Origin of the sequence: Neoalteromonas flava (genome assembly GCF_002807685.1) — a bacterium.
In the GTDB taxonomy this organism is placed as follows: Bacteria; Pseudomonadota; Gammaproteobacteria; order Enterobacterales; family Alteromonadaceae; genus Alteromonas_E; species Alteromonas_E flava.
In genome coordinates this window covers 575,379-588,916 of record NZ_PEAX01000001.1, presented here as the reverse complement: position 1 = coordinate 588,916, position 13,538 = coordinate 575,379, and the positions used below count along the sequence as shown (strand labels likewise).

The following is a 13,538-nucleotide window of genomic DNA, read 5'->3' as shown; positions in this document are numbered from 1 at the left end:
GAATGAATATATGCGATCGTTTTTTGGCGATTGCAATAACTGCGTAATGCGGAGGAACGTAAATGGCAGTTGCCACAAATAAACGGTCAATTATGACTTTGTTTTCAGATACTTTGGATATCTACAGTCATCAAGTCAGAATCGTTTTAGCAGAAAAAGGTGTAGGTGTTGAGATCAGTTATACTGACCCAACCAATTTGCCAGAAGACCTAATTGATTTAAATCCTTATGGCACTGTACCGACCTTAGTGGATCGCGAACTTGTGTTGTATAAGTCGCATATCATCATGGAATATCTTGATGAGCGTTTCCCACATCCACCGCTTATGCCAGTTTACCCCGTTTCACGTGGCCAAAGCCGCTTAATGATGCACCGCATTGAGCAAGATTGGTATTCACTTGCAGACGCTATAATGAATAATCGAGGTGATGTAGACACTGCTCGCAATGAATTGCGTGAAGCAATTTTAAGTATTGCTCCATTGTTCGCTGAAACACCTTATTTTATGTCTGAAGAATTCAGTTTGGTCGATTGTTATTTGGCACCATTACTATGGCGCTTACCAGCATTGAAGATTGAGTTATCAGGTGCAGGTAGTAAAGATATTCTTGCTTATATGGGGCGGATCTTTGGGCGTAGTTCTTTCAAAGCTTCATTGACCGACCAAGAGCGTGAAATCCACAATCCATTATAAGTGCCAATGACTGACCAAATTGCAATGACTTCAAACCAACCCTATCTGTTAAAGGCCTTCTTTGATTGGATTGTGGATAATGACCTTACACCTTACATCGTGGTGAATGCGAATGCGACAGGTGTTGAAGTACCTCAGCAATTTGTCAGGGATGGGCAAATCGTGTTGAACATTTCTCCATCTGCGTGTGTGCATTTTACGATGGATTATGAGAGCCTGAGTTTTCAGGCTCGTTTCAGTGGCCAACCTCACCGTATCTTTATTCCAAGTCATGCAGTACTAGCGATTTATGCACGAGAAAATGGCGCTGGTACGGTGTTCACAACTGAATCTGAACTCGCTAGCGAGCCTACCACTGCGACTCCAACAGAACCTGAAAAAACACCAGCTACTAAAAAAGCTAAGGCGAAACCCTCACTGCGTGTAGTGAAATAAATCCCTTAAGGACATTACATGGAAGTAGTTAAGGGATTAAACGTGAAGCTAAAAAGGAAGCAAGTTGATAGTATCTATGCGCATTCTTTTACGCTCATAATCTCTCACCCTCTTGCAGCTCTTCTGATCACTTACCTATTCCGTTCGTCTGTTGAGCTTGCGTATGCAATGCAATGGTTTTTTGCGGTGTGCGGGCTTTCTGTTGTGCGCATACCGCTTTATTTCTATTACCGCAGGTATAAAGACACTTGCGATCCAAAAGTACTGGCACGACTGCATAATCGGTTTATCCTGGCGAGTGCGACCCAAGGCATATTGTACGGAATTGCGTGGTGCCATTTATTAACCGCGAATGATCCCATTGTGTCTGCATTGGTGGCTCTACTTGCAATAGGCTTGAGTGCAACAGCATTAGTTGGCTATGCATCAGATTGGCGCGCCATGATGGCATTCTTTTTACCCGTGTTTCTTCCTGCTTTTGGTTATTTCTTACTCGCTGGTGACAGTCTTAGTTATGCCTTGGCGGTGTGTATGCTGTTATACGGTGCAGTTATTTTGCGTACGATGTTACCAGTTAACCGTTCTATCCTAGAGGCGTTTAGCTTAAATGCACAATTAAAAGAGCAAATAGAAATCCGTAAACGCGCAGAAGAAAAGCTACTTGCTTTATCACGAAAGGATGGTTTGACCGGTTTAGCCAATCGCCGTTATTTTGATGAGGCTTTACAAGAAGAAATACTCCGCGCACAACGTGCAGGCTCACCATTAGCATTGCTGCTAATTGATGTTGATTCTTTTAAGCAATACAACGATACCTACGGTCATCTGCAGGGTGACGATTGTTTACGTTTGATTGCGCAATTGATCAATGAGCACACACGACGCGCCGGAGAATTAGTCGCGCGTTTTGGCGGGGAAGAATTCTCCGTGGTTTTACCCAACACGTCAGCCGAGCAAGCTTTGCAGATTGCTGAAACTTTGCGTTGCGCAGTTCTGCGTAGTGACATTGAGCATAATTCGACCGTTGTTAATGACAAACATCAGCTCAGTATCTCAATTGGAGTCGCCGTTTATAACAAGGGTGAAGAGCCAAATGAATTGATAAGTCGTGCTGATAAGGCGTTATATCGAGCCAAGGCTATGGGGCGAGATAAAGCTGTATTAGCCGATTAAAATCTAGCATCCCACCAAGATTTAATTTCAGGGGTTATCAAGCCGTAGTATCACAAGTACCGACTACTATGCTCGGTCATATTGAACTGTAGTCGCGCTAGATTAAAAACAGTGTCGCTGTGCCTAGAAATGCAAAAATGCCGACCACATCAGTTATCGTAGTGAGGATAACGCTTCCAGCTAGGGCCGGGTCTATTTTCAACCGTTTCATAATTATCGGCAGTGTCGCTCCAGAGAGCGCTGCTGCTATCATATTGGCGAGCATCGCAAAAGCAATAATAACACCGAGCTGATAATCCTGTTTCCAAAGTGCTATTACCGCGGCAATCAGAACCGCCCAAATAATGCCATTCAGAAAGCCAATGGCTAATTCTTTACTGACCAGTGAGCGACTATTGCCAGAGTTGACATGGCCTAGCGCCATACCGCGGATAACGAGAGTTAGTGTTTGATTGCCCGCGACCCCGCCCATACTGGGTACGATGGTGTTTAAGATTGCAAGTACCGCAAGTTGACTTAACGTGGCCTCAAATAAATCACTCACAGCAGCCGCCATCAATGCGGTTAGTAAGTTTACCCCGAGCCAAATTGAGCGTCTTCGGGTACTTTGCAGGACTGGTGCAAAGGTATCTTCCTCATCGTCAAGACCCGCCATACTCATCATCGAGTGCTCGGCATCCTCACGAATAATATCAACCACGTCGTCGATGGTGATCCGACCGACTAAGCGGTGTTTGCTATCTACGACAGGCGCAGACAGCCAGTTGTAGCGTTCAAATAAGCTTGCAACTTCACCATCATGCATATCAACTGGTATTGCTTCAGGCTCATCATCCATGACTTCAGCAACCAGAGCTTCTGCTGGTTCGATCAATAAGCGGGTGACGGGTAAACTACCGATGAGCGTATCGTTACGGTCAACAACATAGAATGTATCGGTATCTTCAGGCACTTTAGAGCGCAATCGTAAATATCGCAAAACCACATCAATAGTTACGTCAGAACGCAACGTGATGGTATCGGTATTCATGATGAAACCGGCGGTTTCTTCACCGTAAGATAAGGCTTGCTCAGCGCGCAGTCGATCTTGCGCGTCCATTGATTTAAGCAATGAGGCCAAAACTTCTTCAGGTAATGAACTTAGAGTTTCCGCCAAGTCGTCAGTATCCATCTGACCCAATACATCAACTGCATTGGTAGTGGTCATTTGGGTGATAATGCCGTTACGTACTTCTTCGGACAGCTCTTCTATGACATCAGCGTGAAAATCGCTATCGATTAACTGCCACAATTCATCGCGGGATTTTTTCGGACTGGACTCAAGAACCAAGGCAACATCAGACGCGGGCAGGGTATGTAACGTTCTGCGCACTGAAACAAAGCGTCCAGATGCTAGGGCACGCATAATTTCTTTCATTTGCGCGCGGGTGCGATTGGATTCTAAAGCTTCGGCCATTAGTTACGCTTATCAGGAACAGGAAACCTCTATAGAGTAACTTATAATAGCTTGTATTGACTATGAATTTTCCAACATCAGAGTAGTTCTGACGTTCCAAACCCAGACACGTACGCTAAAAGCTCGAGCGAGTGCAATGTGTTTACATTTTCGACAAGCCAAATCACGGCGTTACTGGATTAAGCTCTATTGCAATATTTGAATCCGCTAAGGCAAGAAAATCCAACGCTAGCAGACTTACAGATCAAGCTCTTTTAGCTTTCGCGTTAAGGTATTGCGCCCCCAACCCAGTCGTTTTGCCGCATCCTGCTTATGCCCATGGGTAAAGTGCAGTGCACGTTGTAGCAGAGTTTTCTCAAATACATACATTGCATCATCGAGAATGTTATCTTTACCACTCTTCAATTGCTGATCGGCCCAATTGGCCAATAATGTATCCCATGAACTGTCAATACTACTTGTTTGTGGCGTGATGTCTTCATGGATTTCTGGTGGCAGATCAGCGGGTAGAATTTCTTGACCTGAAGCCATAACGGTCAGCCAGCGGCACACGTTTTCTAACTGCCGAACATTACCCGGCCAAGCCAGGTCGCTCATCGTACGTGCAGCATCCTTGCTAAGCGTTTTGGCTTCTACGTCCAACTCTTTGGCTGCGCGATTGAGAAAATGCTTGGCCAATAGCGGAATATCTTCTCGACGCTCTTTAAGGGATGGAATATGCACCCGGATCACATTCAATCGATGAAACAAATCTTCGCGGAATTTGCCTTCTGTTACGCGTTTCTCCAGATTCTGGTGTGTGGCAGCAATGATCCTAACATCAACTTTTATCGGTTCTCTGCCGCCCACTCGATAGAACTGGCCATCCGCGAGGACTCGTAGTAGTCGCGTTTGAACGTCTAATGGCATGTCGCCAATTTCATCCAGAAACAGTGTGCCACCATTGGCTTGTTCAAAGCGTCCTTGGCGTAAATTTTGTGCGCCGGTAAATGCGCCCTTTTCATGTCCAAAAAGTTCAGACTCTACTAAATCAGCTGGAATTGCCGCCATGTTTAAGGCGATAAATGGACTCATGGCACGCGGCGAATGCTTATGTAAAGCATGTGCAACCAATTCTTTCCCTGTACCTGATTGCCCATTGATCAAGACACTTATTGATGAGCGCGAAAGTCGTCCGATGGCTCTAAACACTTCCTGCATTGCAGGGGCTTCGCCGATAATTTCCGACGCAGGCTTTTCTTCAGTAACGTTTTCTGTGCGGCTGTTTTCTTTGGCATGAATTAATGCTCTTTGCACCAATGCGATAGCTTCATCAATATCAAAGGGTTTGGGCAGGTATTCAAAGGCCCCGCTTTGATAGGCATTAACCGCACTGTCTAGGTCAGAATGGGCAGTCATGATAATTACCGGTAGCATTGGATATTGATCATGTACACGATTTAACAACGTCATACCGTCCATTTCCGGCATTTTAATGTCAGAAATGATGACCTGAGGAGGCTGAGCTACGTCAAGCTGGAGTAGCAAATCCTGCGGGTTCGCAAACGATACGCAGGGGATATGGGCCGCTTGCAGAGCTTTTTGCAGGACCCAACGGATGGAACTGTCATCATCGACGATCCAAACAGGTTCAGCATTCATAATCGGTTACCTTATGCATATTGTTCATAGCTCCGCCGATGGCAACTTAGCAGTAGTCACAATCGGTAAATAAATAGAAAATTCGGTATGTCCACGATGGCTGTCGCACTCAATCTTGCCCTTGTGATGATCGATTAACGTTTGCGAAATCGATAAACCAAGGCCACTGCCATCCGTTTTACTTGAGACCATTGGATAAAACAGCGTATCCCGAACTTGCGCTGGCACACCGGGGCCATTATCAATTATCTTGATCAACGCACATAATGGGTAACGTTCACCGTGGATAGTCATCTGCCTTTCGATACGCGTGATCAAGTGGATGGTTGGCTCTGGCGTATCTGACTCATACAGCGCTTGTTGGGCGTTTCTAACAATATTCAACAACGCTTGCTCGATCATGTGCGGATCAATCAACAGGTCTGGAATGCTAGGGTCATAGTCCCGAATGAGTCGTGCGGAGTAGACTTCATCTGCGCAAACCAATGTTCTGACACGTTCAATGGATTGATGCAGATTACACTCATGTAAGCGTGGCAGAGTGTTTGGACCCAATAAACGATCTACCAAACTACGTAGTCGATCAGCTTGCTCGATGATCATGGCTGTGAATTCAGTGTGTTCTGGGTTGTTTAATGAACGGCTAAGCAATTGTGCTGCTCCACGAATACCGCCTAGCGGATTTTTAATCTCGTGGGCCAGCCCGCGGATAAGCTCACGCGCCGCATGCTGCTGAGCATGCTGTTGGGTTTCTTGTGAAATGCGTTTTTGCTTATCGATCTGGCGCACTTCAAACATCAGGTAAGCCTTATCTTGTGCTGAAATACCGGTCACTGTGATATCGGCGAGTACATAGCGCTGATCGCGAAAGCAGAGCTGGATCTCATTCTCAGTGAATTCTTCGCTTTCAGTTAAGGCACGCAGCAAGCGACTTTCATCGATAGCGCGATTTAAGAAATAATCGCGCAAATCGCTACCATCCAATTGATTCAAACTTCTTTCAAACAGCTTTTGTGCCGCGAAGTTACAAAATTGAATAGTGAATTCATCATCTATAATGACGACAGCAGTATTCAGATTGTCTAACAACTTATTCGCTTCGAAATTCACATCTGCTCACCGGTTGCTTGCACAAAAATGGTGCAATGGCAGTTTAGCTTGCAATCCAAGGGTGCACAACTGAAACTCGAGTAGTTATACAACGCACTTAAATAAGGCTTTCGCCCCAATCCTGTGCTGATGTTACGCCAGGTTTACTATTGCTTTGGATTGATAAGTGCAGACGCCTGATGCATGAACAGGGTTTGCGAAGGGGACGATGCAAGGACCTTGCCTTTATTGTCAACGAATTGAACTTTAAATCTATGTTGTCCACGCACTACGCCAGATAACTCAAACAAACCCGAGGGGCTTTCACCCACCATGTTGCCATCAAACATCAGTTGATAGATGCCAGGAGTAGTAGGGGTTAGCTGTGCAGCTATCGATAACTGACCATTGTTATCACGCAAAGTAGCCTTGTCCTCTGGTGTCGTTATTTTTAGCTGGTAGTCGATTTGACTGTCCTGTGCAGGTTTTGCAGGTGATGCCGGCGAGGGTTTCGCTAAAGGGGCACTGGTGTTCACTTTATTCAGGCGCACTGGAGTGCTGCCCGGCACAGGTTGGTCAGTATAGGTAACGGTGCCATCGGCAGCGACCACTTTATACACCGTTTGTGCTAAGGAACTAAAAGATAACACTGCGGTTAAAATGCAAATCAATGTCTTATTCATCACGCTTAAGTGTAGAGCGATTTACAAAAATAAAAAAGCCCGCACGCGGCGGGCTAGGTATATCAATCAATAAGTATTACACGCTGTAGTACATATCAAACTCAACTGGGTGAGTTGTCATGTTCAACGTTTCTACTTCCGCAGCCTTTAGCTCAATATATGCGTCGATCATATCATCAGTCATTACGCCGCCGGCTTTCAAGAAGTCACGGTCATTGTCTAACGCTTCCAGAGCTTGCTCTAGTGAACTTGCCACCGTTGGGATTTCTGCCGCTTCTTCAGGTGGTAAGTCGTACAAGTCCTTATCCATAGAATCACCAGGGTGGATCTTGTTCTTAATACCGTCAAGACCAGCCATCAGCATCGCGGTAAATCCAAGGTATGGGTTGGCCGTTGGGTCAGGGAAGCGTACTTCAATACGACGAGCTTTATCGCTAGTTACATAAGGAATACGAATAGACGCCGAGCGGTTACGTGCAGAGTAAGCCAACATAACCGGTGCTTCGAAACCAGGCACTAGACGCTTGTAAGAGTTGGTTGAAGCATTGGTAAATGCGTTAATGGCACGCGCGTGCTTGATGATTCCGCCAATGTAGTACAATGCTTCATCAGATAAGCCTGCATATTTATCACCGGCAAAGATGTTCTTACCATCTTTGCTGATTGATTGGTGGCAGTGCATACCAGAACCATTATCACCCACTAATGGCTTCGGCATGAATGTCGCAGTTTGCCCGTATGCATTAGCAACGTTATGAATAACATACTTGTAAACTTGAATTTCGTCTGCCTTAGTAACCAATGTGTTGAATTGGCATGCAATTTCATTTTGTCCAGCAGTTGCTACTTCATGGTGATGCGCTTCAACAACTAAGCCCATTTCTTCCATAACTAAACACATTGCAGCACGTGAATCATGCGCAGAATCGACTGGAGGAACAGGGAAGTAACCACCCTTTACGCCTGGACGGTGAGCAAGGTTACCACCTTCAAAATCGGCACCTGAGTTCCACTTCGCTTCTTCTGAATCAATTTTGTAAAACGAGCCCGCCATATCTGTATGAAATTTCACGTCATCAAACAAGAAAAACTCTGGCTCTGGGCCGAAGAATGCTGCGTCACCGATTCCCGTAGACTTCAGGTATTCTTCTGCACGGCGTGCCACTGAACGTGGATCACGCTCATAACCTTGCATTGTTGAAGGCTCTAAAATGTCACAGCGTATGTTAACTTGGGTTTCTTCAGCAAATGGGTCTAAAACTGCACTGGTAGGGTCTGGCATTAGGATCATGTCTGATTCGTTAATGCCTTTCCACCCAGCGATTGAAGAGCCATCAAACATTTTACCTTCTTCAAAAAATTCTTCGTCGATTTGATGGGTAGGGATCGAAACGTGCTGCTCTTTACCTTTAGTGTCGGTAAAGCGCAAATCAACAAATTTCGCTTCGCTTTCTTTAATTAATTCTAAGGCCTTTGCTACTGACATGGTGTCCTCCAGGTTATAGGCGTTAATTTATAAAGTACAAAACACGTTGTTTATTCGCACTGCGATATTCATGCCATGACATAATGGCTGTTCTAAGCCGCATTGCTACATTTATTTAATTGCAGTGCCACGTCAAAAAGCACCATTGTAGTGCCGCTGTGCACCAGGGTGGTGCAATTGGGCGTCTGTTATGCTGTTCGTTCCAGTGTCCTAGCATAGTCGCTAATTGGAAGATGTGTAAAACATTATTCGGATTAATCTTTATTCTCTCTACACTCGCAGTGCCCTAGCACAGCTTTAATAAGCTAAGCCATAAAAAATTGCTCGGTTGACTAAATCTTCATCGCAATATTGCGCAGAAATCTGTACAATCCGCGCTCTTTAACTTACTGGCACAACCATTGCGTTTGGCGAGGCTACCAGTAAGGTGTTTTTCAGCCCTTTTTTTGGCATTTAGGTAATGAACAAGACTGACATTAGCAAATTACGCAATATTGCGATTATTGCCCACGTTGACCACGGTAAAACGACTTTGGTTGATAAACTTCTCCAGCAATCCGGAACCTTGGAAGGTCGTGGTGAAGCGCAAGAACGTGTAATGGACTCCAATGATATTGAGAAGGAGCGTGGGATCACGATCCTGGCGAAGAATACGGCAATCAACTGGAACGATTACCGCATCAATATCGTTGATACTCCTGGACACGCCGACTTTGGTGGTGAAGTTGAACGGGTAATGTCAATGGCTGACAGTGTATTGTTGCTTGTTGACGCGCAAGAAGGGCCTATGCCGCAAACGCGCTTCGTAACCCAAAAAGCCTTTGCTCAGGGGTTAAAGCCGATCGTGGTTATTAACAAAATCGATAAGCCAGGCGCGCGCCCAGACTGGGTAATGGACCAAGTGTTTGATTTGTTTGATAACCTAGGCGCTACTGACGAACAGTTAGATTTCCAAGTGGTATACGCGTCTGCACTAAATGGTTGGGCGTCAATGGACGCAGACGAACCAGCCACTGATATGACTGCGTTGTTTGAGACTATCGTCGAGAAAGTAGAGGCACCTAATGCTGATCCGGAAGGTGCCTTGCAGATGCAAATCTCACAACTCGACTATAACAGTTATGTCGGTGTTATTGGGGTAGGGCGTGTTACCCGTGGTACGGTGAAGTCAAACCAACAAGTCACGATCGTTGGTGCTGACGGCAAAAAACGCAATGGTAAAGTGGGTCAAGTCCTTGGCTATTTAGGCCTTGAGCGTCACGAAGTTGAATCAGCTTCTGCCGGCGATATCATTGCGATCACGGGCCTTGGTGAATTGAAAATTTCAGATACGGTATGTGACATTAATACCGTTGAAGCGTTGCCACCATTGTCGGTTGATGAACCCACAGTTACCATGACATTCCAGGTCAACACGTCACCGTTTGCGGGTAAAGAAGGTAAATACGTGACGTCACGTAACATTTTGGAACGCTTGCATGCAGAGCTTGTGCACAACGTTGCATTGCGCGTAGAAGAAACCTCTGATCCGGATAAATTCCGCGTGTCAGGGCGTGGAGAATTGCACTTAGGTATCCTAATCGAAAATATGCGCCGCGAAGGCTATGAACTCGCTGTTTCTCGCCCAGAAGTTATTTTACGCGATGTTGATGGTGAGGTGCATGAACCTTATGAAACACTAACCATCGACTGTGAAGAGCAGCACCAAGGTTCGATCATGGAACAATTGGGCATGCGTAAAGCAGAGCTCAAAGACATGTCTCCTGATGGCAAAGGTCGCGTGCGTCTTGACTTTGTTATTCCGAGTCGAGGATTAATAGGTTTCCAAACTGAGTTTATGACGCTCACGTCAGGTTCAGGCTTGCTTTACCACACATTCGATCATTATGGTCCACATAAAGGCGGCAATATAGGTCAACGCAAGAATGGGGTATTGATTGCCAATGCTCCCGGCAAGGCGTTAACTAACGCATTGTTCAACCTGCAAGAACGTGGTCGCCTATTCATTGGTCACGGTGTTGAAGTCTATGAAGGCATGATCATTGGTATTCATAGCCGCGATAACGATTTAACCGTTAATGCGTTGAAAGGTAAACAGCTAACCAACGTGCGTGCCGCTGGTACAGATGAAGCGCAAACGCTAGTACCGCCAATTAAAATGACACTTGAGCAGGCGCTTGAGTTTATTGATGATGACGAATTGGTTGAAGTTACGCCAGAGAGCATTCGTATCCGTAAGAAGCTATTGACTGAAAACGATCGTAAGCGTGCGAGTCGGAGCAAAGACAAAGCCTAAGATGATTTCGCTTTGGACGTAAATAAAGCCGCTGGTTGGGGTCAATCAGCGGTTTTTTTATTGCTACAATTTAGTGATGAATAGGCTAATCGGACTACGCACTGTGGATCGCATAAGTTAGCAAGTCACGACGACGAGCACTTTTTGCGCTAGCGCTTATCTATTTAGTTTACAATCGCCGTTGAGAAAGAATACGCTTGGACCATTCTTAAGTTATTCGGCAAGATTTATTCGAGACAACCATGGAACTACAAATCATCGGTTACATTGCAGCAATTTGCACCAGCATGTCGTTTTTACCGCAAGCGATAAAAGTTATTAAAACACAGGATACTGCGTCTTTATCGCTATCAATGTACTCGATTTTTTCTTTTGGGGTTTTGATGTGGTTGATTTATGGCATTGTGTTAAGCGATGGGCCAATGATCATCGCCAATACGATCACATTGTTTTTTGCCTTAATCATTCTCTCGATGAAAATCTACCATCGCGCGCAGGCGCGCGCATGAGCGCACGCTGCAAATTCTATTAAATACTCGCTGCCAGCTCTGCTCCTTGGCGGATCGCGCGCTTCGCATCGAGCTCAGCCGCTACATCTGCACCACCAATGATATGTACTTGCATCCCCGCACTCGTCAAGCTGTCTTGCAATTCACGTAATGGCTCTTGACCTGCACAGATGATGATCGAGTCAACGGCGAGTACCCGTGGTTTATCTCCTATACTTATGTGTAATCCGGCGTCGTCAACTTTATCGTAACTGACACTATTGATCATTTGCACTTTGTGATTGGTCAGCGACGCGCGATGCACCCAACCCGAGGTTTTACCCAAGCCTTTGCCCACCTTGCTAGTTTTGCGCTGAAGAAGGTAGACTTCGCGTTCTGGAGCCGGTAATTCAGCGGGTTTTAGCGCGCCCGGTTGCGCATAGTCTTTATCAACGCCCCAATGTGACATCCACTTGTTAAGATCCGTGGTCAAATTTTCATTTTCCACCAAGTACTCAGCAACATCGAAGCCGATGCCCCCAGCCCCAATAATTGCTACGCGCTTACCCACCGGCTTATGATCACGTAACACGTCTAAGTAACTCATCACTGAAGGGTGATCGATACCCGGAATATTGAGTTGGCGTGGCTTTATCCCGGTGGCCATAACCACATGCTCAAAACCTTTATCTTTAAGTAACTGCGCTTCCACACGAGTATTGAGGTGCAAGGTAACACCTGTGGTTTCTATACGGCGTTGGAAGAATCGCAAGGTCTCATAAAACTCCTCTTTACCAGGAATTTGTTTAGCATAATTAAATTGCCCACCAATTTGTTCCGCTTGATCAAACAAATGTACATCGTGGCCGCGCTCCGCCGCGTAAGTTGCGAACGCTAACCCTGCCGGCCCAGCGCCAATTACTGCGATAGACTTCGGCTGCGCAACAGCTTTAAAAATCAGCTCGGTTTCATAACAGGCTTGGGGATTTACTAAGCAACTTGCGCGCTTCTGCTCAAATGCATGATCCAAGCACGCCTGATTGCAGGCTATACAGGTATTAATCAGATCGGATTCATTACGCTCGGCTTTAACAACGAAATCAGGGTCCGCAAGGAATGGTCGCGCCATTGAGACCATGTCAGCATGTCCTTCGGCGAGTACTTGTTCAGCAACTTCAGGCATGTTGATGCGGTTTGTTGTGATCAAAGGGATCGACACCTCTTGCTTCATGCGCTGCGTAATCCACGTAAATGCTGCTCTTGGAACAGAAGTAACAATAGTTGGTACACGCGCTTCGTGCCAGCCGATGCCTGTATTAATAAGTGTTGCACCGGCCTGCTCAATCGCTTTGGCTAGGTACACAACTTCTTCCCACGGTGCACCACCTTCAACCAAATCTAACATCGACAGGCGATAAATAATGATAAAGTTATCCCCGACTTTTTCGCGTGTTTGGCGCACAATCTCTACCGCCAAACGAGCTCTGTTTTCAAGGCTTCCGCCCCATTCATCATCTCGATGGTTGGTACGTTGACAGAAGAACTGGTTAATCAAGTAGCCCTCTGAGCCCATCACTTCGACACCATCATAGCCAGCCATTTGAGCGTAATACGCGCAGTTAACGTAATCTTTGATGGTGCTCTTAACACCGCGGCTCGACAACGCGCGAGGCTTAAAAGGCGAAATTGGCGCTTTAATCGGACTGGCAGATACAGCGAAGGGGTGATAGCCGTAGCGCCCAGAATGCAGAATTTGCATGCAGATTTTACCGCCTTCTTTATGTACTGCTTCGGTTATCACGCGATGCTTTTTGGCATGTCTGCGGCTGCTCATGCGTCCAGCAAATGGTGCCACCCAGCCTGCGATGTTGGGACTGATCCCACCCGTAACGATTAAACCTGCACCACCTTTAGCACGAGCTGCATAAAACGCGGCAAGCTTTTCAAAGCCACCTTTTTCTTCTTCCAGTCCCAAGTGCATCGAGCCCATCAAGGTGCGATTTTTGAGAGTAGTAAAGCCAAGATCCAGAGGTGCCAATAAATGTGGAAAAGCGCTTTCGGTTGTCATATGGTTGCCCTATTTGTTCATACTCAAA

General features: G+C 46.0%; 11 protein-coding genes. 5 read left to right on the top strand and 6 right to left on the bottom strand.

Annotated features, from left to right (window positions below):
* Positions 1-62 precede the first annotated feature (62 nt).
* The 3 genes from sspA to CSH92_RS02730 are packed head-to-tail and all read left to right on the top strand — an operon-like array spanning position 63 to position 2,303.
* Positions 63-695: a stringent starvation protein SspA gene (gene sspA, locus CSH92_RS02740; protein ID WP_100656059.1), complete on the top strand. Its 633-nt coding sequence runs from the start codon at positions 63-65 to the stop codon at positions 693-695.
* A gap of 24 nt (positions 696-719) precedes the next feature.
* Positions 720-1,130, top strand: coding sequence for a ClpXP protease specificity-enhancing factor (locus CSH92_RS02735; protein ID WP_100656302.1), 411 nt, complete (start codon positions 720-722; stop codon positions 1,128-1,130).
* 18 nt (positions 1,131-1,148) lie between these two features.
* Positions 1,149-2,303, top strand: coding sequence for a GGDEF domain-containing protein (locus CSH92_RS02730; protein WP_100656058.1), 1,155 nt, complete (start codon positions 1,149-1,151; stop codon positions 2,301-2,303).
* A 97-nt stretch (positions 2,304-2,400) separates the two neighbouring features.
* Here CSH92_RS02730 and mgtE read toward each other — a convergent pair whose 3' ends face one another.
* The 5 genes from mgtE to glnA all read right to left on the bottom strand — a co-directional run bounded on the left by mgtE (position 2,401) and on the right by glnA (position 8,658).
* Positions 2,401-3,759 (bottom strand): magnesium transporter, encoded by a 1,359-nt coding sequence (mgtE, locus tag CSH92_RS02725; protein WP_100656057.1) that lies wholly within the window; start codon positions 3,757-3,759, stop codon positions 2,401-2,403.
* A gap of 237 nt (positions 3,760-3,996) precedes the next feature.
* Entirely contained in the window at positions 3,997-5,400 is a 1,404-nt protein-coding gene (gene glnG / locus CSH92_RS02720; RefSeq protein ID WP_100656056.1) for a nitrogen regulation protein NR(I), read from the bottom strand.
* Between the two features lie 24 nt (positions 5,401-5,424).
* Positions 5,425-6,510, bottom strand: coding sequence for a nitrogen regulation protein NR(II) (gene glnL / locus CSH92_RS02715; protein WP_100656055.1), 1,086 nt, complete (start codon positions 6,508-6,510; stop codon positions 5,425-5,427).
* Positions 6,511-6,656: 146 nt separating this feature from the next.
* Complete coding sequence (locus CSH92_RS02710) at positions 6,657-7,172, bottom strand: DUF4124 domain-containing protein (RefSeq protein WP_100656054.1); 516 nt, start codon at positions 7,170-7,172, stop codon at positions 6,657-6,659.
* Between the two features lie 76 nt (positions 7,173-7,248).
* The gene (gene glnA / locus CSH92_RS02705; protein WP_100656053.1) at positions 7,249-8,658 is read right to left on the bottom strand and encodes a glutamate--ammonia ligase; all 1,410 of its coding nucleotides are present in this window, start codon (positions 8,656-8,658) and stop codon (positions 7,249-7,251) included.
* Positions 8,659-9,118: 460 nt separating this feature from the next.
* Between glnA and typA the strand changes: the two genes are divergently transcribed.
* A complete protein-coding gene (gene typA / locus CSH92_RS02700) occupies positions 9,119-10,954 on the top strand; it encodes a translational GTPase TypA (protein WP_100656052.1) in 1,836 nt (611 codons plus the stop codon).
* A 242-nt stretch (positions 10,955-11,196) separates the two neighbouring features.
* A complete protein-coding gene (locus tag CSH92_RS02695) occupies positions 11,197-11,463 on the top strand; it encodes a SemiSWEET transporter (protein WP_100656051.1) in 267 nt (88 codons plus the stop codon).
* Between the two features lie 19 nt (positions 11,464-11,482).
* Here the strand turns inward: CSH92_RS02695 and CSH92_RS02690 are convergent, their stop codons facing one another.
* Positions 11,483-13,510: an NADPH-dependent 2,4-dienoyl-CoA reductase gene (locus CSH92_RS02690; protein WP_100656050.1), complete on the bottom strand. Its 2,028-nt coding sequence runs from the start codon at positions 13,508-13,510 to the stop codon at positions 11,483-11,485.
* Positions 13,511-13,538: the final 28 nt, after the last annotated feature.

Coding starts and splice junctions, on each gene's coding strand:
- CSH92_RS02710 (WP_100656054.1), bottom strand. CDS start 7,172: ATGAATAAGACATTGATTTGCATTTTAACCGCAGTGTTATCTTTTAGT.
- CSH92_RS02735 (WP_100656302.1), top strand. CDS start 720: ATGACTTCAAACCAACCCTATCTGTTAAAGGCCTTCTTTGATTGGATT.
- sspA (WP_100656059.1), top strand. CDS start 63: ATGGCAGTTGCCACAAATAAACGGTCAATTATGACTTTGTTTTCAGAT.
- typA (WP_100656052.1), top strand. CDS start 9,119: ATGAACAAGACTGACATTAGCAAATTACGCAATATTGCGATTATTGCC.
- mgtE (WP_100656057.1), bottom strand. CDS start 3,759: ATGGCCGAAGCTTTAGAATCCAATCGCACCCGCGCGCAAATGAAAGAA.
- CSH92_RS02730 (WP_100656058.1), top strand. CDS start 1,149: ATGGAAGTAGTTAAGGGATTAAACGTGAAGCTAAAAAGGAAGCAAGTT.
- glnA (WP_100656053.1), bottom strand. CDS start 8,658: ATGTCAGTAGCAAAGGCCTTAGAATTAATTAAAGAAAGCGAAGCGAAA.
- CSH92_RS02690 (WP_100656050.1), bottom strand. CDS start 13,510: ATGACAACCGAAAGCGCTTTTCCACATTTATTGGCACCTCTGGATCTT.
- glnG (WP_100656056.1), bottom strand. CDS start 5,400: ATGAATGCTGAACCTGTTTGGATCGTCGATGATGACAGTTCCATCCGT.
- CSH92_RS02695 (WP_100656051.1), top strand. CDS start 11,197: ATGGAACTACAAATCATCGGTTACATTGCAGCAATTTGCACCAGCATG.